The organism is Pseudomonas sp. LBUM1669, from assembly GCF_059695705.1.
On sequence record NZ_CP166784.1, the window covers coordinates 6261996 to 6283188 of the forward strand.

Below are 21193 nucleotides of genomic sequence, written 5' to 3' on the forward strand. Positions count from 1 at the left end.
CCTCAGGCGAACTCGCACGTCACGCTGGCGTTGCCGTCGAGCGTCGCGTGCACACGCTTGAGGCTTTCACCGGTGGCCATCGCATCGAGCAAGCGGTCGGCCACCAACGGCAGCACGTGCAGGTCGAGCAAATGATCGATCAAACGCGCGCCGCTGTCGCTTTGGGTGCAACGCTCGGCCAAGTGATCGACGAGATCCTGGGAGAAAGTGAAATCCAACTGACGACGGTTCAGACGCTCGCCCAGACGACCGAGTTTGATTTCGATCAGCTCGCGCAGCACCGGGCCGCCCACCGGGTAGTAAGGCACCACGCGCATCCGCGCCAGCAGTGCCGGTTTGAAGTGTTTGCTCAGTACCGGGCGAATGGTTTCTTCGAGCACTTCGGCGGTCGGCCGTGCGCCGTTTTCGCAGAGCTCGCTGATGCGATCACTGCCCAGGTTCGAGGTCATCAGGATCAGCGTGTTGCGGAAATCGATTTCGCGCCCTTCGCCGTCGTTGGCCACGCCTTTGTCGAAGATTTGGTAGAACAGGTTCAGCACGTCCGGGTCGGCCTTCTCGACTTCATCGAGCAACACGACCGAGTACGGCTTCTGGCGCACGGCTTCGGTGAGCATGCCGCCTTCGCCGTAACCGACGTAGCCCGGTGGCGCACCGATCAGGCGCGAGACGGTGTGCTTCTCCTGGAACTCGGACATGTTGATGGTGGTGATGAAACGATCACCGCCGTACAACAAGTCGGCCAGGGCCAGCGCGGTTTCGGTCTTGCCGACGCCGCTCGGGCCGACCAGCAGGAACACGCCAACCGGGGCGTCAGGTTTGTTGAGGCCGGCAGCGGTGGCGCGCATTGAGCGGTCCAGCGCATGCACGGCTTGTTCCTGACCACGAATGCGCGTGCGCAGGTCGGTGGCGAAGCTGGCGACCTTGGCGTTGTGCTCGCGGGCCAGTTGCGCCAACGGCACGCCGGTCCAGGCGCTGATCACTTCAGCCACCAGACGCGGGCAGACCTCGAAGCTCACCAGACGTTCTTTGATTTGAAGCTCGGTCAGCGCTTTGTGAGTTTCGTTGAGTGCGGCTTCCAGGGTTTCGACGCTGTGCGCTTCGTCCACCACCAGGGTTTCGATCACGGTGCCTTCGGCGTCTTCTTCAACCGTGACGATTGGCTCGACGGCGGCGGCTTCTCGCGCCTTGGCCAGTTGCTGACGCAGGTCCAACAGGCGCTCGGCTAGTTCTTTCTGTTCGGTCCACAGGGTTTCCAGTGCGACCATTTCCTCTTCGGCGGCAGCCAGGCGATCTTCCAAAGCGTCCAGCGCTTCGTGATCGATCAGCAGACCGGCCTCGGCATCACGGCGCAGGGCCTGACGCTGACGGCCACCTTCAGCCAGTTCGCCACGCAGGCGCTCCAGGCTTTCCGGGGCGGCGGCGAGGCTGATGCGTACACGGGCGCAAGCGGTGTCCAGCACGTCGACGGCTTTGTCCGGCAGCTGACGGCCCGCGAGGTAACGCGCCGACAATTCCGCCGCCGCAACCACCGCGTCATCGCGCAGGTAGATGCCGTGGCTCTTCTCGTAGACCTGAGCCAGGCCACGGAGGATGGTCACTGCTTCGCTGACGGTCGGTTCGTGCAGTTGCACCGGCTGGAAACGACGGGCCAGGGCCGGGTCTTTTTCGAAGTATTTTTTGTACTCCGCCCAAGTGGTGGCGGCGATGGTGCGCAACTCGCCACGGGCCAGGGCAGGCTTGAGCAGGTTGGCCGCGTCGGAACCGCCGGCATTGCCACCCGCGCCGATCAGCGTGTGGGCTTCGTCAATGAACAGGATGATCGGTTTCGGCGACGCTTTGACTTCGTCGATCACGCCTTTGAGGCGACGCTCGAACTCACCTTTGACGCTGGCACCTGCTTGCAACAAGCCCATGTCCAGCGACAGCAGCTCCACGCCTTTGAGCACTTGCGGCACTTCACCGGCGGCGATGCGCGAGGCCAGGCCTTCGACGATGGCGGTTTTACCGACACCGGCCTCGCCGACCACGATCGGGTTGTTCTTGCGGCGACGGGCGAGGATGTCGACCATCTGCCGGATCGCGCCATCGCGGCACAGCACCGGGTCGAGTTTGCCGTCGCGGGCCTGTTGGGTCAGGTTATGCGTGAAGCGCTCCAGCAGCGATTCACCCGGTACGGCAGGCTTGCCGGTGGCCGGTTGTTCTTTCTGCGACAGGGCGAATTCTTTCAGGCGCTCGATGTTCAGCTTGGCCAGCAACGACTGATAACGGCTGCCGGCGTAGCGCATCGGGTTGCGCAGCAGCGCGAGGATCAACGCGGCTTGCTCGACCTGGCTCTGGCCCAGTTCAAGGTTGGCCACCAGCAACGCATCTTGCAGCCACTGCACCAGTTCCGGGGCGAACACCGGGTTGCGCGACGCGCTGTGCTCGACCCGCGATTGCAACGCGGCGCTCAGTTCGCCGGCATCCACTTCGGCGTCTTGCAGCGCGCGTGCGAGCAAGCCTTGCGGGCGCTCCAGCAGGCCAAGCAGCAAGTCTTCGACGAGGATTTTGCTGCCGCCACGGGCGACGCAACGTTCGGCCGAACTTTCCAGGTCACGACGGGTTTCGGCGTCCAGCGCCTGGATAAGTTGTTGCAGGTCTACGTTGATCATGGGTCATCTGTCCTTAATGAATTTTGCTGCCCAGGGTTACCACGCCGTCCGCTTTTTCGCGGCCCAGCCAACTGGTCCATCCCAGGCGACAGGCGTTTTGCTCACCGATGCGCAGTTCGCGGATTTCTTCCTGGCGCAGCACCAGGCGAATGTCGTAATCAAGCGGGTCACGCAGGGTGAACCGCACCAGCGCGCACAGCGGCTGGTAGCCGAAACCGATCGGCAGGAATTCGTGGAAGCGTTGCCAGTCGAGTTCGCGGATGTGGATGCGGAACTTGCCGCTGCGGTCGCGCACGTGTTCGCCCAGCACCAGGTCTTCGCCGAGCAGGCTGTTGGCGCGGCCCAAACGATTGCGCTGCTCGTCGAGAATCTCCACGCGACGCTCGATGCACTGTTCGATGGTCAGTTCGGCGTGCTTGAAGTAGTAACGCAGCACCGCTTCGATCAGCGCCGCCGAGTGCGCCCGCAAGCTGAGCAAACCGAGGTACGGCAGCAGGCGTTTCCAGTTGAGTTCCTGGGCCCGGCGGATCTCTTCGCCACCGAGGCCGATCAGCGCAAACAGCTGGGAAGAAAACGGATCGAGCGCGCCACTCTCGAAACTGGCGCGGTAGCGGTATTTGCGCCAGATCGGCAGCATCAGCCGTTGCAGGCGATGGTGAAACAGGTCGAGGAAGTTGCGGGTCGGGTTGCCGTCTTCGCTGTCGCCCAGGGCCTGTTCACCGTAGAACGCCGGCAGCGGCGAACCGGAGCCGACCAGGCCGATCAGGTTGAAACGCAGGCGCGCGCGCATCTGCCCGTGCTCGTGGAAAAATTCCACGCGATCGACGTCACTGCCAGGGAAACCCAGGCTCGGATTGGCCTGGAATTCCAGCTGGTCGTACAGATCGTCCTGGCTCAGGTGCGGGTGGGCCTCGCGCAGCCGGTCAACCACCAGCAGCACGGCCTGAAACAGCGAGTACTCGCGTATTCCTCGGGTCAGCCCGCTTAAAGCAGCGGCTGAAGGCCCATACGTGGTGTCCATTGGTACACCTCTCCCTGTGTGCTTTTTACCCGCAGCTCGTGGTACGAATTGAGACTGGCGTAAAGCGCGAAAAACTCGTTAAGAACCGAGGCGAAAACGAACAGGTCGCCCTCGCCGATATACCCTTCCGGGTCGATGGTCAGCTCGGTGCGCAACCCACGAACCGGCAACCCTCGGTGCAATCGGTCGACGTGTTGGTGCTTGATCGACTTGAGCCCGCCCAGCAGGCGCTTGCTGACTTTTTCAGCGTGTTGGTCGTAGTAGCGCGGCAGGTCGTAGGTTTCCAGAATCACCTTCAACGCATTGACGTCGGCCAGCGACAGGTAGTTGAGCGACATATTGCTGATCAGCTTCCAGAGGAAGTCGCGATTCAGCGGCGGCGCGTAACTCGGTGTGGCTGGGGTGATGTTGCGGAAACTCAGGAACTCCGGCGTTTCTTCGCAGGCCTGGCTGATGTCGCCGAGCTTGAGCTTGCGCGGCAGGTTCTGGTTGGTGCACATCAGCTCGATCGACAGGGTTTCGTGGGCTTCGGTGTGGCGGATGCCGAAGCTCAGGTAGGTGTCGAGGCCGTCGTGCAACAGCGACGAACGCTGGCGGATGCTGTAATGCGGACGGCTGTTGGGCACGTCGAAACTCGGGTCATGCTCGAACGATTCGAACGGCACGTATTCCTGATAGCCGAGGCCGCCGGGCTTCCAGCCGGTGACGGTTTCCACCGAGAACACGCCGCAGTTCTGCAGATCGAATTCGGCGGGCAGCAGCAGGTATTCATCTTGCTTGCCGTCGAGGCGGATCGGCAGCGCGTCGTGCTTGAACAGGTTGACGATCGGCGTGCAGTAGAGCTTCACGTTGTCCAGCGTCGGGCGCATCCGCATGATGCCGCTCTTGCGAATGTCGAAGCGCAATTCGAGGCCGCGCATTTGCTTGAGCGTGTCTTCCGGCAGGGCTTTCAGCAGGTCCAGACCGTTGATATCAACGAACAGGAATTTGTCCTGGAAGGCGAAGTATTCCTGCAAGTAGCGATAGCCGCGGAAGGTGTTCAGCGGATACGGGATCAACGCTTCTTCTTCGGCAAAACCCACCGGCTGCACACGGTCGCCGGGCATCTTGAATGCCATCGGCATGCCGTTGACGCCGTTGATGGGCTTGCCTGCGCCGTCCAGCGGGATCAGTTCGATGCCTTCGAGGTTGCGTAGCAGGCTCAGGTAAAGCATCTGGCTGATGTAACGCTCACCCGCGAAGTGCAGACGCAGACGACTCAACTCCAGCTCACCGAGGTGACCGTCAGCGCTCATCTCCAGACGCAGGCTCAACAGCGAGCCGTCGCCCTTCACCGAGTAATTCAGCGCGGCCAGATCCAGCGGCAAGACTTCGGTCGGATAGCAGGTACGGAAGCGGCAACGCACGTCATCGATCGGCACGCTCTCGACCGGCGTGTCGCGCTCGACCATCAACGCAGGCCCCGAACGCTTCAACGGATCGAACTGCAAAATGCTGAACGCCGGCAGCGGCCGCATGTAGTTGGGCCACAGCAGGTGCATCAGGGAATGGCTGAGTTCTGGCAGTTCGTCATCAAGCTTCTGGCGCAGGCGGCCGGTCAGGAATGCAAAACCTTCCAGCAACCGCTCCACGTCCGGATCCCGCCCGGCCTGGCCAAGGAAAGGCGCCAATGCCGGGCTACGCTCGGCGAATCGACGACCTAACTGGCGAAGTGCGGTGAGTTCGCTTTGGTAGTAGTGGTTAAAGGACACGGGGTACCTTCCTGGTGGTGGATCTCATGAAAAAAACGTCCTGTAGAGCGCGACCGTCAGACCGGAAACCACGTAACCGGCGATGAGCAGGTACGGCAAAAAAGCCAGCCAGCCAAGCATCATCGGGAACCCGGCGACGCTCCCCAAAAACACATGGGCCAATCCATAAATCACCCATGGGGCGGCGTAAAAAGGGATGAACGTCAACGGTGCGCGCCACACACTTCTCAAAATTTGCTGTTCGGTTTTCCCGTTCATTACTCGCGTTGCCCACAGAGCAAAGGCGATGTAGGCCGGGATTCCGAATGAGAGAACGTAGATCAACAGCATTTGTTGCAAGTCCAGAACCGCCGCGTATTCGTTGCCCTGCTCAACCAGTGTCAAAGTCAACATCACCAAGAGCGGAGACCAGAGTGCTGCCCTGAAAAAATTTTGATGAGGGCAGCCTTCACTGTTCCGAATGCCCTGCGCCGAATCGTTAGTAAATTTCACTGAACACCCAGTGATTGAAACTATAAAGAGCAACAACACCTACAGCGGTGACGACCAAGGGATGAAACCCACCTTGTAAGCGCTTCGACCTAAAAACAACTACCACGGCCTTTACAAAATAATAAATAGCACATGCCATCAGCGGAATATAAAGCACGGCACAAAAAACAAACAAACTGCCGTAAACATCGGCACCAGTCACTGACCATTCAGTTTTTGGGTCAGTGAATGACATCAGCAGCAAAATCGCAGAGGCAAAAAAATAAAAATAGCTAATCACGACATTGGCCCACCTGAAAAAAACATAGGAAGCACAAAGAGCGCCAACAAGCTGATTATCCAAAGCACCAATAAATAGTAGTTACTAGGCATTCTGCAGACCGCCCACCCTTTCACCACCCCATAACCAATAGCGAACTGCAACAGCAAGAACGAGATAATCGCCAACGGAACGGATAGCAAATAGCTATAAGGTTCAGCAAACCCAAACCGGACAACCGCATAAATTTCCGACAATGCAAACGGTACGATCATAGCGATTGAGATGATGATCAATGCTCTGACTTTTTTTGCACTGCTCATCAACGCAAGCCCTGCCCGTAGAGTGAGTTTGCCAATTCCAGCCGGCGCTTCTCACCTGAAGGCCCGTCAATACCGTAGTAAAAATGCCCTACACCTTCCTTACGCTCGCTGGACTCGGTCATCTGCGAGCCGAGCAATGGAGCATGTTCAGCCAAGTCGAAAAATGACATACCCGCATGGATCGGGTCGCCATGTTCCTTCAGATCAAGAACAACCACATGTTTTATAAACGACTGTTGTTTAACCTCTCCAAGCATTTCTTCAGAAATGGGAGAGCCTATCAACACAAGATAATCAACTGCCTGCCCTTTATCTGCGTAATAAAGAGCTGATTGGGCGGCCACCAGCGATCCGAAGGAATAACCAATAAGATTAAATTGCCCTCCGACTGGAATAGATCGACTGATCCCTAACGACTTCAAGCTCCAGTCCGCCTCTACACTATACGGCCCAGTGTCCGACATGCCGTTAATCTTCTTAAGCCTATAACGGTGCTTATTGACCCCAGCAACGGCATCAGCATATTGACCTTCAGTATTACGGCCTACTACTGCACCACTAATACCGGCCATGCGCAGTGACTTGATCTGATCATCGATATATCCACCGGTCATCCCAGCACCACCGAGATAAACCGTCAGACCTTCTTCCACCACGATATTTTTCGGTGTCCTATCCGCAGTAGCAGTACTGCTGATCGTAGCAACCTTTTTAAATATCCCGGTTGATGTTTGTAATACGTCAGTCGTCATTTGTATCAATCCTCTGACGCAACGTAGATGTCGATTTTTTCCGCACTACTGTGCCGCGCTACTCGATGAGTCAGGCCTGTATCACTGGTAACGCCTTCCTCTTGAAGACCATTTTCTCGGGTCAAGAGATATCGACGGTTTGCCATAGGCGCTCCGCTCTTGTCAGTCAGGACAAACTGCTCATCAAATCCAGGAAAAATCAAAGGCAACGGCGGCACAAACGGCACCGGCGAATGCGAATTCCCGATAATCACCGTCCCGGACCCGGCCGTAACCTTGTTGCCATGGGTCCCAACAGAGTCCACCGTCGCCGCCGGTTTGCCGTTAATCAAAACCGTCGTCGCCAACCCGCCCGACATCGCACCACCACACGCCGAGGCATCGCCTTGGCGGGCGGCCGCGAGGCCGTCGAAGAAGACGTCGCCGGAACCGGCGGCGATCGGGTTGGTGCCGTGGCCGGGGAGCGGGCAAGCGGTGGGGTCGGATACGCGGGCTGCGGGTTTGCCGGACATACGAATCTCCTTAGTTGACCTTGACTTGACCGCTGCCATCCAGGCGCGCGGCGAAACTGACCTGGCGCTTGAAACCATCAACTTCCAGCAGGCCTTCGATGCTGAAGGACAGGCGAAGCTGATCGTGATCACGCGGCAGGGAGATGACACGCACATTGCTCAGGCGTGGCTCGTAGGCTTCGATGAAATTTTCGATGGCCAGACGGGCCTGACTCAGGGAGTCGTGCAGGCTCAGACGCATGTCATTGAGATCGGGTAGCCCGTAATCGGACAGCGTTTGCACGCTGCCCGCACGGGTGCTGAGCATCTTGGCCAGATGGGCAGCCACGGACGCCATGGCGGAGACCTCGCGGCTCCAGCCGACGCGTTTGTCCGCGTCGCCACCCAGGCGTTCGAAAAGGCTGCCGTATCCAGTCATGAGTTAGCTCCGCTTACTCTTTGTCCAGCTTGCCAACCAGCGACAGGGTGAAATCGGCACCCATGTACTTGAAGTGCGGACGCACGTTCAGGCTGACGCGGTACCAGCCAGGCTCGCCTTCAACATCGCTGACGATGATCTGGGCAGCGCGCAGTGGACGGCGGCCACGGACTTCGGCGCTTGGGTTTTCCTGGTCGGCCACGTACTGGCGGATCCACTTGTTGAGTTCCAGCTCGAGGTCGGTACGTTCTTTCCACGAACCGAGTTGCTCGCGCTGCAGCACTTTCAAGTAGTGAGCCAGGCGGTTGACGATCATCATGTACGGCAGTTGGGTGCCGAGCTTGTAGTTCAGCTCTGCTGCCTTGCCTTCTGCGCTGATGCCGAAGAACTTCGGCTTCTGCACCGAGCTGGCGGAGAAGAACGCCGCGTTGTCGGAGCCTTTGCGCATGGTCAGGGAGATGAAGCCTTCCTCGGCCAGTTCGTATTCACGACGGTCGCTAACCAGAACTTCCGTAGGAATCTTGGTTTCGATTTCGCCCATGCTTTCGAAGTGGTGCAACGGCAGGTCTTCAACTGCGCCACCGCTCTGCGGGCCGATGATGTTCGGGCACCAGCGGAATTTGGCGAAACTGTCAGTCAGCTTGGTGCCGAACGCGTAGGCGGTGTTGCCCCACAGGTAGTGCTCGTGGCTGTTGGCGACGGTTTCTTTGTACACGAACGATTTGACCGGGTTTTCTTCCGGGTCGTACGGGTTACGCAGCAGGAAACGCGGCACGGTCAGGCCAACGTAACGGGAGTCTTCCGACTGGCGGAAGCTCTGCCATTTGGCGAATTGCGGGCCTTCGAAGTGATCTTTCAGATCCTTCAGGTCCGGCAGGCCGGTGAAGCTTTCCAGGCCGAAGAATTTCGGGCCGGCAGCAGCAATGAACGGTGCGTGCGACATGCAGGCAACGCTGGACACGTATTGCATCAGTTTCACGTCCGGCGAGCTTGGGGACATGAAGTAGTTGGCGATGATCGCGCCCACAGGCTGACCACCGAACTGACCGTATTCAGCGGTGTAGATGTGCTTGTACAGACCCGATTGCATTACTTCTGGCGAATCGTCGAAATCGTCCAGCAGGTCTTCTTTGGAGACGTTGAGGATTTCAATCTTGATGTTTTCGCGGAAGTTGGTGCGGTCGACCAGCAACTGCAGGCCACGCCACGACGATTCCAGGGACTGGAAGTCAGGGTGGTGCAGGATTTCGTCCATCTGGCGGCTGAGCTTGGCATCGATCTCGGCGATCATGCGGTCAACCATGGCTTTCTTGACCGGCTCACCGTTGTTCTGCGGCTTGAGTAGCTCTTCGATGAAGGCCGACACACCGCGCTTGGCGATGTCGTAGGCTTCGTCATCCGGTGTCAGGCGGGTTTCGGCGATGATGCTGTCGAGAATGCTGTATTCGCCGTTCTCTTTGCTCTTTTGCTGTGCTGCGCTAGTGCTCATTGTGTTGGCTTCCTTGGCTGATAGAGACTCAGGCGTCCTGGGCTGCGGCGTTCAAGCCCAGCTCACCCAGTACGCGACCGCGGGATTCGTCGTCGGCGAGAACGCCTTCGATGGCTTTGCGGAACGCAGGCGCGTTACCCAGTGGGCCTTTGAGGGCCACCAGCGCGTCGCGCAGTTCCATCAGTTTTTTCAGCTCAGGCACTTGCTCGACCAGCGAGGCCGGGTTGAAGTCCTTCATCGAGTTGACGCGCAGTTTCACGGCCAGTTCTTCAGTGTCACCTTCTTCCTGAAGACGGTTCGGCACGCTCAGTGTCAGGTTCAGCTCTTGCTTGGCCAGCACTTCGTCAAACGTCATCTTGTCGATGCTGATCGGCTTGCGATCTTCGACTTTGCGTTCGTCCTTGCGGTGGGTGTAGTCACCGATTGCCAGTAGTTTCAACGGCAGTTCGATCTCTTCCTGTGCACCACCGGTGGCAGGTTTGAAAGTGACGTTGATGCGTTCCTTGGGGGCTACCGAGCCTTCTTTGGCCATGGCTATTCTCCTTGCGGTTGTGGCCCTGGGGCCTATTCGAGTACCACTTCGAGATCGAGGTGGCACAGCCTGCGATAAATCTCTTCCTTGCGTTCACGTACGGCATGGTTCTGCGGCAACAACTCGCAGCAGCTATGCAGTAAATGCAGCACTTCCAGCGCAAGATCGGGCTCCCAGGCGTTCAGGCCTGAGTCCTGTAATGTTTGGTCGAGTGTTTCGAGTTGGGTCTTGGCCAGTTCGTATTTCTTGGCCATGAAGCACAGCCGCGCGAGGGCGAACTGCCAGAAAAACCGGACGCGTCCGCCCTGGGCGCTTTGCAGCCCCTGCTTGAGGATCTGCACAGCGGCCTTGAGGCCGTCCTTGCGCAGGATCGGCAGGACTTCTTCGAGGGCCACTTCCCAGGCTGGCTGGGTGTCGGCGACTTCGACCTTGCGCGGCGCACTGGCGCTTTGCAGGTGCGGCATGACGCTGGCGCTGATCCAGGCGCGGGTGGACGGATCGGCAAACGGCGCGCCGTCGTGGAAACGCAATTCGACGATGCCGGGCAGACGCTGAATCAAAAGCGCGAAGTGGATTTCCACTTCGCGCATTGCCATCTCGGCGTTCAGGCCCTGGAGGCATTCCCAGACCATTCGCTGGCCATCGAACCAGAACGGCGCCTTCGCCAGACTCGCCTCCAGCTCCACCAGCAAGTCTGCGTATTTGGCTTGATCGTAGCGGTCCTGATAGGCCTTGAGCTTGTCGGCGGGCAAACCGCGCAGCACGGTGATTTGCTCGGCATTTCGCTCAGGTACCGCGTCGATGGGCAGCCACAGCAGCGTGCGATTGAGGCGCAAGGCGCGCAGGTCGGTGGCTTTCTGCTTGAGCCACCAGGCACACAACGGACGGGCGCTTTCCTGCTGGGCGCGCAGGGCCTTGTGGGCTTCTTTTTCGTTGTCGATCGGTGCGCCGGGGGTGAACAACTGCGTGGCGGCTTGCTTGACCTGGGCCACCGCAGCGCCCACCACGCCGGGTTCCGGCTGGTTGTCGGCGGCGCGTTGCACCATGTTTTTCAGTCGGCGGGAGATCGGCAGCAGCAGCGGCGCGTCGTCGCCCAAGTGCTCGGTGCAAGCGGCATCGAGGCCTTCAAGGTGCTCGACCAGCCGCCGGAACATCGGCAACTGCTCTTTGATCGCAACGTTTTCGGTCAGCACCTGCTCGAGACGCGGCACCAGCCAACTGATCGCAGCGGAGCGGGTACGGGCCTTGCTCGGGTGAACTTCGGCCCAGTGGTTCTCGCACAAGTGGTGCAGCAAACCGAGGCCGGCCAGCAGGCCTTGGAACGATTCGCGCTGGTACAAGGCCCACGTCAGCCAGGCGCCGACCCGCAAATCCTTGGATTGGGTACGCAGCAGGTTTTCGCTGTTTTCACGGATTTTCAGCCAGTCGATCTGACCGCTTTCGTGCATGGACGAGGCTTTCGCCAGCTCGCTTTCCAGTGCCTCATATTCGCTCGAAAAACGAACGTCCTCGCCCGCGAAATTCTCTTTGGAAACAGAGGCTTTTGCGAGTTCGAGGTAATGAGCGGAAAGTTTGCTTGAGTAGGACATCCATGGCCTTTAATTAGGATTACAGTCATACGCCCATTGGAGTTCCAATGACGCAGGGACAGAATCAAAGAGCTGCGATGAGTCTCATCCAATTGAGTTCGTGCTCTTTCAAGTGCGCGCATCGTACTCACGATGATGGCCACTAGCAAGCATCTGATTAAACAACAAGACGAAGTGCTGTTTATTACGTGTAGGAGATTTCCCTATATGTGTAAGGGGATTCCCTGATATCAATTTAATATTCACCTCATCATTGGACAGCGCCGAAAGCATTGAGGCAGAGCTGTCGCCGCCACCTTCATCAAACCGGGGACGGCACCTCCATGGCAGCAGGGTTGAAGCATGCCAACAATAAAAGCGAATGAATGTAGGAACTGTCCGAAAGATTGCGGTCATCTGTGAATGGAACGAAGGGCGACAACGGAGAATTAAGAAAGTGCCATCCCCGTGATGGCACTTTATATAAAGCGGTCATTTTAAGGGCGGGGGCGCGAACATTTGGATAAGGGCAGTTCTTTTCCAGAATGTATTAATCAGTCCACGCAACACATATACAAAACAAAAAACCGCGCATAAAAAATGGGCACCCGGTTCAATCGGTGTGCCCATTTTTCTATACGGTTCTCCCCGTTATTCAGGGAGTTCGCCGCAATTATGGATTAACGCTGTCTTTCAACGATTTGCCTGGCTTGAACGCAACGGTGTTGCTGGCCTTGATTTTGACGGGCTCACCAGTTTGCGGGTTTTTACCGGTGCGGGCACCGCGATGGCGTTGCAGGAAGGTACCGAAGCCCACCAGCGTGACGCTGTCTTTGCGGTGCAGAGCGCCGGTGATTTCTTCGAGAACGGCGTTGAGAACGCGGTTGGCCTGCTCTTTGGTGAGATCTGCTTTTTCAGCGATTGCAGCGGCGAGTTCTGGTTTACGCATTAGTGAAGCCCCTTTGACGGTTTTTTGTTGTTATGTCCGTGCTGTTCTCGTTGGAACAGCGCCCAAAGCGCCGCAGGTGCTCTACTCTGCGGCAGACGGGAGTGAGGATGGCACGCAGCGAAGAGCCGCGCCAGTCTCGGCGCGACCTTTGTAGGGGCAAAAGAGGGGTGATTCCGACAGAACGACCGGTATTTACGCCAGCAGTGCCGGAAGCTCTTTGTTCAGGGCCAGTTTTTCCATCACCGCCGCGCCTGTCAGGGCATAACCGAGCAGTTTTCCGCTGGCATCGCGGCATAAAGCTTTGACGTCCGCACCCTGCCCTTCGACCGTCCAGACGCCCTCCACACCCCGTGGCGGCGGTGAAACCACCAACGGGCAGACTGGGGTTTTCACCGTGATCGGCATCGGACCATAACTCACCGCCGTCGGGTTTCCGGCGAGGGTCTGAGCCAGCGCTCTCGCACAGCTCATGAGGGGCATGACGTACAAAAGATTCAGCCCATCGACCTCGGCGCAGTCGCCCAGGGCGTAGATATTGGCGTGGGAGGTTTTCAGGTGGCGATCGACCACCACGCCGCGATTGACCTGCACACCGGCCGCCGCCGCCAGATCGATGCGGGGACGCAGGCCAATGGCCGAGACCACCACGTCGCAAGCAATCACCTGACCATCGGACAGATGCGCTTCCACGCCGTCTGCCACGCGCTGCAAGCGGTTGAGCACCGGCCCAAGGTGGAAACGCGCGCCCAGGCTTTCCAGCCCGGCCTGCACCGCAGCGGCTGCCGCCGGGTGAAGCAGGGTCGGCATGACTTGCTCGCAGGGTGCAACCAGTTGCACCTCGTAGCCGCCGAGGATCAGGTCATTGGCGAACTCACAACCGATCAGGCCGGCACCGAGCAGCAACACCCGGTGCTTGCCCGCCGCTGCCGCGCGAAAACGGGCGTAATCTTCCAGGTCGTTGATTGGGAACACCACGTCAGCCGCGTCGCCTTCGATTGGCACCCGCACGGTTTCTGCGCCCCAGGCCAGGATCAGGTCTCGATAGATGACCGATTCCTCACCGATCCACAGGCGTTTGTGGCCCGGATCGATGCCGCTTATGCGCGTGTGGGTGCGCACTTCGGCCTTCAATTGCTCGGCCATGGCGCCCGGCTCGGCCATGCTCAGACCGTCGGCGTCTTTGTTCTTGCCAAAACCGGTGGAGAGCATCGGTTTGGAGTAGGAGCGTCCGTCATCGGCGGTAATCAGCAGCAGCGGTGTTTCGCCATCGAGTTTGCGAAACTCCCGGGCCAGGTTGTAGCCAGCCAGCCCGGTGCCGACGATCACGACAGGTGCGTTCATTCCTTACTCCTCTCAATGTCTTAGTTGATTTCGATCATTTCGAAATCCATCTTGCCCACGCCGCAGTCCGGGCACAGCCAGTCTTCCGGTACGTCTTGCCACAGCGTGCCCGGCGCAATGCCATCGTCCGGCCAGCCGTCGGCTTCGTTATAGATCAGGCCGCAGACCACACATTGCCACTTTTTCATTCAGGTACTTCCTCAGGATTCAGGCTTATTGCCGGCGCGAACGGTCGATGGTTGGAGCGCTGCCGTCCGGCTCAGGGGCGTTTTGTACTGATCGGGCCCGGCAGATGCAAGCGTGTTCGGCGCAACGGCGGCCCGGATCAATCAAAATCGCTGGCTGACATGGTAAGCTCACCGCCTCATTTGCTGCCAATAATGACTCACTGTGCCGCACTCAAAATCCCCCTCCGCAACCCCGCTGTGGCTCCCTCAAAGCCAACTGACGCCCCTCCCCGACACGTCTACTCTCGACTGGCTGTTCGACGAAGGCTCCCTGACCCGACGCCTGATCCGCTTGTCGAATGACGGTTTCAGCGTCACGCCGCTGTTTGAAGGCTGGCAACCGCTGCGCGCCGACGAATGTGCTGCGCTGGAGTTGGAGGAAGGCAGTGAAGGTTGGGTGCGCGAGGTGTATCTGCGCAGTCACGGTGAAGCCTGGGTGTTTGCCCGCAGCGTCGCGGCCCGCAGCGCCTTGCAGGGCGACGGTTTGCACATGGACGAACTGGGTAGCCGCTCATTGGGTGAGTTGCTGTTTTGCGATCAGGCGTTCCAGCGTCGCGCCATCGAGGTTTGTCACTATCCTCAGAAATGGCTGCCATTGGCCTCCCGGGCCCCCGAACTGTGGGGCCGTCGCTCGCGTTTCGACCGTGGCGCCCTGAGCGTGCTGGTGGCCGAGATCTTCTTGCCGTCCTTGTGGCTCGCCACCCGCGCCCACCCGGAGAACTGCTGATGTACCAGAGCCTGCTCAAGTCCCTGAACCGCTTGAACCCTCGGGCCTGGGATTTCATTCAGCTGACGCGCATGGACAAGCCGATCGGCATTTATCTGCTGCTGTGGCCGACGCTGTGGGCGCTGTGGATTGCCGGCAAAGGTTCGCCGTCCTTGGCCAACATTGTGATTTTTGTGCTTGGCGTGGTGCTGACCCGCGCCGGCGGCTGCGTGATCAACGACTGGGCGGACCGCAAGGTCGACGGCCACGTGAAACGTACCGAACAGCGCCCTTTGGTCAGCGGCAAGATCAGCTCCAAAGAAGCCCTGGTGTTCTTCGCCTTGCTGATGGGCGTGAGTTTCCTGCTGGTGCTGTGCACCAATGCGGCCACGGTCTGGTTGTCGTTCGGCGGTTTGGCACTGGCCCTCAGTTACCCGTTCATGAAGCGCTACACCTATTACCCGCAAGTGGTGTTGGGTGCGGCGTTCTCCTGGGGCATGCCGATGGCGTTCACCGCCGAAACCGGTGAACTGCCAGCGGCGGCGTGGTTGCTGTGGATTGCCAACCTGCTGTGGACCGTGGGCTACGACACTTACTATGCGATGACCGACCGCGACGACGACCTGAAGATCGGCGTGAAATCCACCGCCATTTTGTTTGGCGACGCAGACCGGGCGATCATCCTGACCTTGCAAGGGTTGGCGCTGGGTTGCCTGTTGCTGGCGGGATCGAAGTTCGAGCTCGGTGGCTGGTTCCACCTCGGGCTACTGGCGGCGGCGGGCTGTTTTGCGTGGGAGTTCTGGTACACCCGCGGCAAGGACCGGATGCGTTGCTTCAAGGCGTTTTTGCACAACCACTGGGCCGGGTTGGCGATTTTTGTGGGGATTGTGCTGGATTACGGGTTTCGCTGAATCAAACCTGCTCCCGGCACGGGGGCAGGTTTGTGGTTCTGGACTCGCTTACTTTTTTGGTCCGGAATTGGTGATGACGTGCCAGACATCTTTCATGCCGTCACCTTTCATTTCTCCAGGCTTTTCGTCCTTCACAAAGGTGTACAGCGGCATGCCGTCGTAAGCGTATTGCATCATGCCGTCATCACGCTTAATGACACTCCATTTGCCCTCGGCCTTGGCACCCGCCGGAGCCATCATTGGCGGCCAGTTTTTGGCACACTCATCGTTACACATTGACTTGCCGCCAGCATCCTTGTCGTACATGTACACCGTCATGCCCTTTTGATCGACCATCACATCGCCTTTCATCATTGCAGGCTCAGCCGCGAAGGCCATTGATGGTAAAGCCATGACCGCCGTCAGCATCAACGCTTTGAAGGATTGCGAGTATTGCTTCATGGAAACCTTCCTTTTGTGGTTGTCAGGATTCGGACTTAGAGCTTAGTTCAGGATCATGACTATCGCCGGCCTGCTAAATTGTTGTCACACGACTGCAATAATTCCGTTATCTAATGCGGCACAAGACAGTTAAATGACAAGAGGATTAAGGCATGGTTGGCAGGAGCATTCTGATCGTCGACGACGAAGCGCCCATTCGCGAAATGATCGCCGTTGCGTTGGAAATGGCCGGCTATGACTGCCTGGAGGCTGAGAACTCGCAGCAGGCCCACGCCATTATTGTCGACCGCAAGCCTGACCTGATCCTGCTCGACTGGATGCTGCCCGGCACGTCCGGCATCGAGCTGGCCAGACGCCTCAAGCGCGATGAGCTGACCGGGGACATCCCGATCATCATGCTCACCGCCAAGGGCGAAGAGGACAACAAGATCCAGGGCCTGGAAGTTGGCGCTGACGATTACATCACCAAGCCGTTTTCCCCCCGTGAGCTGGTGGCGCGCCTCAAAGCCGTGCTGCGCCGTGCCGGCCCTACCGACGGCGAGGCACCGATCGAAGTCGGCGGCCTGCTGCTCGACCCGATCAGCCACCGCGTGACCATCGACGGCAAACCCGCCGAGATGGGCCCGACCGAATACCGTCTGCTGCAGTTTTTCATGACTCACCAGGAACGGGCCTACACCCGTGGCCAGTTGCTGGATCAAGTCTGGGGCGGCAACGTGTATGTCGAAGAGCGCACCGTCGACGTGCACATCCGCCGTCTGCGCAAAGCCCTCGGTGATGCCTATGAAAATCTGGTACAAACCGTGCGGGGCACCGGTTACCGCTTTTCGACCAAAGCCTGACCCGGACTTTCCCGCCCGACAAGCTGACAAGGACGCGTGTTCAATTGAACCAAAACTGGCATGGCACCCTGATCCGCCACATGCTGCTACTGGTGACCGGGTGTCTGGTGATCGGCCTGATTACCGGTTTCTACGGCTGGAGCCTCGCCGCGGGCCTGGGCCTTTACCTGGCCTGGACCCTCAAGCAGTTGCTGCGTCTGCACGAATGGCTGCGGCTGCACAAACCCGACGAAGCGCCGCCTGATGGCTATGGCTTGTGGGGCGAAGTGTTCGACAGCATCTACCACCTGCAACGTCGCGACCAACGTGTGCGTGGGCGCCTGCAAGCGGTGATCGATCGGGTTCAGGAATCCACTGCCGCGCTGAAAGACGCCGTCATCATGCTCGACAGCGATGGCAACTTGGAATGGTGGAACCGCGCCGCCGAAACCCTGCTCGGCCTCAAGACGCCGCAAGACAGCGGTCAGCCGGTCTCCAACCTGGTGCGCCATCCACGCTTCAAGGAATACTTCGAGCAGGACAGCTACGCCGAGCCGCTGGAAATCCCGTCACCGATCAATGATCGTCTGCGCATTCAGCTGTACATCACCCGCTACGGTAACAACGAACACTTGATGCTGGTTCGCGACGTGACGCGTATCCATCAACTGGAACAGATGCGCAAAGACTTCATCGCCAATGTCTCCCACGAATTGCGCACACCGCTGACGGTCATCTGCGGCTATCTGGAAACCCTGCTCGACAACGTCGAGGACGTGAACCCGCGCTGGTCCCGTGCCTTGCAGCAGATGCAGCAGCAAGGCGGGCGCATGCAGACCTTGCTCAACGACTTGCTGCTGCTGGCCAAACTGGAAGCCACCGATTACCCCTCGGACAATCAGCCCGTGGCCATCGACGGCTTGCTGCAATCGATCACCAGTGACGCTCAGCAGTTGTCCGGCCAGAAAAACCAACGCATCACCCTGGAAGCCGATCCGACGATTCTGCTCAAGGGCAGCGAGGCCGAATTGCGCAGCGCGTTTTCCAATCTGGTGTTCAACGCGGTGAAATACACCCCGGCCGAAGGCAATATCCGCATTCGCTGGTGGGGCGATGAGCAAGGCGCACACCTGAGTGTGCAGGACTCCGGCATCGGCATCGACAGCAAACACTTGCCGCGCCTGACCGAACGCTTCTACCGCGTCGATTCCAGTCGTAACTCCAACACCGGCGGCACGGGGCTCGGGCTGGCGATCGTCAAACACGTGCTGCTGCGCCACCGCGCGCGGATGGAAATCAGCAGTGTGCCGGGCCACGGCAGCACCTTTACCTGCCATTTCGCGCCCGCCCAAGTGACGAAAACGCGCGTCATCAGCACCGCCGACTGATACCGGCCAGCACTCGCCACTAGGCAATCGCCCGGTCAGCCGCTACATTGGCTGACTTGTGCCTGCCCTTCAGGCACCGCATTGACCCCCTATTCGAATACACGGAACCCGCAAAACTCCATCATGGACCCTTCCCCTGGCTTGACCCTCGCGACACTCTTCGCCGATTTCGGCATGATTCTTTTTGCTCTGATCCTGGTTTTGCTCAACGGTTTTTTCGTTGCGGCGGAATTCGCCATGGTCAAGTTGCGCTCGACCCGGGTCGAGGCCATCGCTGAAAAAAACGGCTGGCGCGGACACATCCTGCGCACCGTTCACAGTCAGCTCGATGCGTACCTCTCGGCGTGCCAATTGGGTATCACCCTCGCCTCCCTCGGCCTCGGCTGGGTCGGTGAACCGGCGTTCGCGCACATTCTCGAACCTTTGCTTGAAGCTGTTGGCGTGCAGTCGCCCGAAGTGATCAAAGGCGTATCGTTCTTCGCTGCATTCTTCGTCATCTCGTACCTGCACATCGTGGTCGGTGAACTGGCGCCGAAATCCTGGGCCATCCGCAAACCCGAGCTGCTGTCGCTGTGGACCGCGGTGCCGCTGTACCTGTTCTACTGGGCCATGTACCCGGCGATCTACCTGCTAAACGCCAGCGCCAACACGATCCTGCGGATCGCCGGCCAGGGTGAACCCGGCCCGCATCACGAGCACCACTACAGCCGTGAAGAACTGAAACTGATCCTGCACTCCAGCCGTGGCCAGGACCCGAGCGACCAAGGCATGCGCGTTTTGGCCTCGGCGGTGGAAATGGGCGAGCTGGAAGTGGTCGACTGGGCCAACTCTCGGGAAGACCTGGTGACGCTGGAGTTCAACGCGCCGCTCAAGGAAATCCTGGCGATGTTCCGTCGCCACAAGTTCAGCCGTTATCCGGTCTACGACAGTGATAGCCAGGAGTTCGTCGGCCTGCTGCACATCAAGGACTTGCTGCTGGAACTGGCGGCCCTGGACCACATTCCCGAGTCATTCAACCTCGCCGAACTGACCCGGCCGCTGGAGCGGGTTTCGCGCCATATGCCGTTGTCGCAGTTGCTGGAACAGTTCCGCAAGGGTGGCTCGCACTTCGCCCTGGTCGAAGAAGCCGATGGCAACATCATCGGCTACCTGACCATGGAAGACGTGCTTGAGGTGCTGGTCGGCGACATTCAGGACGAACACCGCAAGGCTGAGCGCGGCATCCTCGCCTACCAGCCGGGCAAACTGCTGGTACGGGGTGATACGCCGCTGTTCAAGGTCGAACGCCTGCTGGGCATCGATCTGGACCACATCGAAGCCGAGACCCTCGCCGGGCTGATCTACGAAACCCTGAAGCGGGTGCCGGAAGAGGAAGAAGTGCTGGAAGTCGAAGGCTTGCGAATCATCATCAAGAAGATGAAAGGGCCGAAGATTATCCTGGCCAAGGTGTTGATGCTGGATTAAGCGCAGTACCGGCGGCGAGTGGCTCTTGTGGCGAGGGAGCTTGTCGGACCGCCGCACCGTCCCGCTCGGCTGCGAAGCGGCCCCAATCCTGCAACCGCGATCCTCCAGGCACATTAGATTCACCGGCCTGCGACTGCTGCGCAGCCGAGCGGGACGGTGCGGCGGTCCGACAAGCTCCCTCGCCACACTAAGTCCGCGTCACCTTCATCACTGCTTGCCCAGCGCAAAGTTGGGCAACGCCCCCACCGGCTGATTGAACTGATACGGAATCGACACCAGCCCCAACCCCGTATTGCGCTGCACCACGAAATGCAAATGCGGCCCGCTGCTGTTGCCGGTGTTGCCCGACAGGGCCAGTGCGCTGCCCACCGCTATCCGTTGCCCCTCGCGAACACTGACCGAACCTTGTTTGAGGTGCAGGTACACACCCATCGTCCCGTCATCGTGCAGCACCCGCACAAAATTGCCCGACGGATCGGTACCGCGCCCGGTCTGGGCATTTTCGGTTTTCACCACCACCCCGCCACGCGCCGCAATGATCGGCGTGCCTTCGGGCATGGCAATGTCCATGGCGTAACGGTTCTTGGCGCCGAAATGGCTGTACTGGCCGTTGTTGCCCTGACTCAAGCGAAACGGCCCGCCACGCCAGGGCAGCGGATACCGATAGGCCATGGCAGCCCCTGAAGGGTCGCCCAGGGAATATTCGAACCTTGGGGTGTACGCCAACGGCCTTCCGGTCTTCGTCGCCGTGAGCAGCGCCAGACGGATGTTGCTGCGGGCCGGCATCACCCGGCGGATCGGTCGGCTCGGCGCGCCGCTGACATTGCTCAGTCCGGCAAAACTCAGCTCGATCTCGACCGGCGCATACAGGTCGTTGCGCACGTAGACGCTGTCCACGCCCTTCTGCTTCTTGATCTCCAGGTACACCTGACGCTCAAGGTGCTCGACCATGCGATCACGAAAAACGAACACCTGAGAGCCTTTCGTGGGGCGGTCGCTGTAGGAGACCACGCCATTGGCGTCGGTGGACTTGTAGATCGTCATGGCCACAGCCGAGGTGGAGGCCATGAAAAGACCACAGAAAAACAGCAGGCGCGCGAGCATGGGCAAGAGTCTGTCGAGTAAGGCCTGGGAAGGAGCCTAGCAGCTGCAATGGACCCGGGTAGTCGGCAGATGT

Annotated in this window: 22 protein-coding genes; 5 read left to right on the top strand and 17 right to left on the bottom strand. The window is 59.3% G+C overall.

Annotated elements, in window-relative coordinates:
- Nucleotides 1-2 precede the first annotated feature (2 nt).
- The 15 genes from tssH to ACA051_RS29240 all read right to left on the bottom strand — a co-directional run bounded on the left by tssH (nucleotide 3) and on the right by ACA051_RS29240 (nucleotide 14246).
- Complete coding sequence (gene tssH, locus ACA051_RS29170; RefSeq protein WP_497306457.1) at nucleotides 3-2651, bottom strand: type VI secretion system ATPase TssH; 2649 nt, start codon at nucleotides 2649-2651, stop codon at nucleotides 3-5.
- A gap of 13 nt (nucleotides 2652-2664) precedes the next feature.
- A complete protein-coding gene (gene tssG, locus ACA051_RS29175) occupies nucleotides 2665-3672 on the bottom strand; it encodes a type VI secretion system baseplate subunit TssG (protein WP_497306458.1) in 1008 nt (335 codons plus the stop codon).
- Nucleotides 3636-5423, bottom strand: coding sequence for a type VI secretion system baseplate subunit TssF (tssF, locus tag ACA051_RS29180; protein WP_497306460.1), 1788 nt, complete (start codon nucleotides 5421-5423; stop codon nucleotides 3636-3638). The genes tssG and tssF overlap by 37 nt, the downstream gene beginning before the upstream one ends.
- Before the next feature lie 24 nt (nucleotides 5424-5447).
- Entirely contained in the window at nucleotides 5448-5915 is a 468-nt protein-coding gene (locus ACA051_RS29185) for a hypothetical protein (protein ID WP_497306462.1), read from the bottom strand.
- The gene (locus ACA051_RS29190) at nucleotides 5902-6195 is read right to left on the bottom strand and encodes a hypothetical protein (RefSeq protein ID WP_497306464.1); all 294 of its coding nucleotides are present in this window, start codon (nucleotides 6193-6195) and stop codon (nucleotides 5902-5904) included. Before ACA051_RS29190 ends, ACA051_RS29185 begins: the two co-directional genes overlap by 14 nt.
- The gene (locus ACA051_RS29195; RefSeq protein ID WP_497306466.1) at nucleotides 6192-6497 is read right to left on the bottom strand and encodes a hypothetical protein; all 306 of its coding nucleotides are present in this window, start codon (nucleotides 6495-6497) and stop codon (nucleotides 6192-6194) included. The genes ACA051_RS29190 and ACA051_RS29195 overlap by 4 nt, the downstream gene beginning before the upstream one ends.
- A complete protein-coding gene (locus ACA051_RS29200) occupies nucleotides 6497-7249 on the bottom strand; it encodes a hypothetical protein (protein ID WP_497306468.1) in 753 nt (250 codons plus the stop codon). The genes ACA051_RS29195 and ACA051_RS29200 overlap by 1 nt, the downstream gene beginning before the upstream one ends.
- 5 nt (nucleotides 7250-7254) lie before the next feature.
- Entirely contained in the window at nucleotides 7255-7761 is a 507-nt protein-coding gene (locus tag ACA051_RS29205) for a PAAR domain-containing protein (protein ID WP_497306470.1), read from the bottom strand.
- A gap of 10 nt (nucleotides 7762-7771) precedes the next feature.
- On the bottom strand, nucleotides 7772-8179 hold the full coding sequence (tssE, locus tag ACA051_RS29210; RefSeq protein ID WP_008150080.1) for a type VI secretion system baseplate subunit TssE: 408 nt from the start codon (nucleotides 8177-8179) through the stop codon (nucleotides 7772-7774).
- A gap of 13 nt (nucleotides 8180-8192) precedes the next feature.
- The gene (tssC, locus tag ACA051_RS29215) at nucleotides 8193-9668 is read right to left on the bottom strand and encodes a type VI secretion system contractile sheath large subunit (protein ID WP_109626782.1); all 1476 of its coding nucleotides are present in this window, start codon (nucleotides 9666-9668) and stop codon (nucleotides 8193-8195) included.
- Nucleotides 9669-9696: 28 nt separating this feature from the next.
- Nucleotides 9697-10200 carry a type VI secretion system contractile sheath small subunit gene (gene tssB / locus ACA051_RS29220; protein ID WP_095633651.1) on the bottom strand — a complete coding sequence of 168 codons (504 nt, stop codon included), beginning with the start codon at nucleotides 10198-10200 and terminating at the stop codon, nucleotides 9697-9699.
- A 32-nt stretch (nucleotides 10201-10232) separates the two neighbouring features.
- A complete protein-coding gene (gene tssA / locus ACA051_RS29225) occupies nucleotides 10233-11789 on the bottom strand; it encodes a type VI secretion system protein TssA (RefSeq protein WP_497306473.1) in 1557 nt (518 codons plus the stop codon).
- Nucleotides 11790-12441: 652 nt separating this feature from the next.
- A complete protein-coding gene (locus tag ACA051_RS29230) occupies nucleotides 12442-12717 on the bottom strand; it encodes an HU family DNA-binding protein (protein WP_003213368.1) in 276 nt (91 codons plus the stop codon).
- Nucleotides 12718-12909: 192 nt separating this feature from the next.
- Nucleotides 12910-14058, bottom strand: coding sequence for an NAD(P)/FAD-dependent oxidoreductase (locus tag ACA051_RS29235; RefSeq protein ID WP_497306475.1), 1149 nt, complete (start codon nucleotides 14056-14058; stop codon nucleotides 12910-12912).
- A gap of 20 nt (nucleotides 14059-14078) precedes the next feature.
- Complete coding sequence (locus tag ACA051_RS29240; protein ID WP_007954349.1) at nucleotides 14079-14246, bottom strand: rubredoxin; 168 nt, start codon at nucleotides 14244-14246, stop codon at nucleotides 14079-14081.
- A 202-nt stretch (nucleotides 14247-14448) separates the two neighbouring features.
- Here ACA051_RS29240 and ACA051_RS29245 point away from each other — a divergent pair, with 202 nt between their 5' ends.
- Both ACA051_RS29245 and ubiA read left to right on the top strand, forming a co-directional pair.
- Nucleotides 14449-15012 (top strand): chorismate--pyruvate lyase family protein, encoded by a 564-nt coding sequence (locus ACA051_RS29245; RefSeq protein ID WP_497372880.1) that lies wholly within the window; start codon nucleotides 14449-14451, stop codon nucleotides 15010-15012.
- Entirely contained in the window at nucleotides 15012-15902 is an 891-nt protein-coding gene (gene ubiA, locus ACA051_RS29250; protein WP_497372882.1) for a 4-hydroxybenzoate octaprenyltransferase, read from the top strand. The genes ACA051_RS29245 and ubiA overlap by 1 nt, the downstream gene beginning before the upstream one ends.
- 48 nt (nucleotides 15903-15950) lie before the next feature.
- Here the strand turns inward: ubiA and ACA051_RS29255 are convergent, their stop codons facing one another.
- The gene (locus tag ACA051_RS29255; RefSeq protein WP_497306480.1) at nucleotides 15951-16343 is read right to left on the bottom strand and encodes a COG4315 family predicted lipoprotein; all 393 of its coding nucleotides are present in this window, start codon (nucleotides 16341-16343) and stop codon (nucleotides 15951-15953) included.
- Nucleotides 16344-16495: 152 nt separating this feature from the next.
- Between ACA051_RS29255 and phoB the strand changes: the two genes are divergently transcribed.
- The 3 genes from phoB (at nucleotide 16496) to ACA051_RS29270 (ending at nucleotide 20016) form a co-directional block, all read left to right on the top strand.
- Entirely contained in the window at nucleotides 16496-17185 is a 690-nt protein-coding gene (gene phoB, locus ACA051_RS29260; RefSeq protein ID WP_007896474.1) for a phosphate regulon transcriptional regulator PhoB, read from the top strand.
- Nucleotides 17186-17265: 80 nt separating this feature from the next.
- Entirely contained in the window at nucleotides 17266-18552 is a 1287-nt protein-coding gene (phoR, locus tag ACA051_RS29265; RefSeq protein ID WP_497310681.1) for a phosphate regulon sensor histidine kinase PhoR, read from the top strand.
- A 123-nt stretch (nucleotides 18553-18675) separates the two neighbouring features.
- Nucleotides 18676-20016 carry a hemolysin family protein gene (locus tag ACA051_RS29270; protein WP_497306482.1) on the top strand — a complete coding sequence of 447 codons (1341 nt, stop codon included), beginning with the start codon at nucleotides 18676-18678 and terminating at the stop codon, nucleotides 20014-20016.
- Between the two features lie 207 nt (nucleotides 20017-20223).
- On the opposite strand, the gene ACA051_RS29275 is transcribed toward ACA051_RS29270, so the two are convergent.
- Complete coding sequence (locus ACA051_RS29275; RefSeq protein ID WP_497372884.1) at nucleotides 20224-21120, bottom strand: peptidoglycan DD-metalloendopeptidase family protein; 897 nt, start codon at nucleotides 21118-21120, stop codon at nucleotides 20224-20226.
- Nucleotides 21121-21193: the final 73 nt, after the last annotated feature.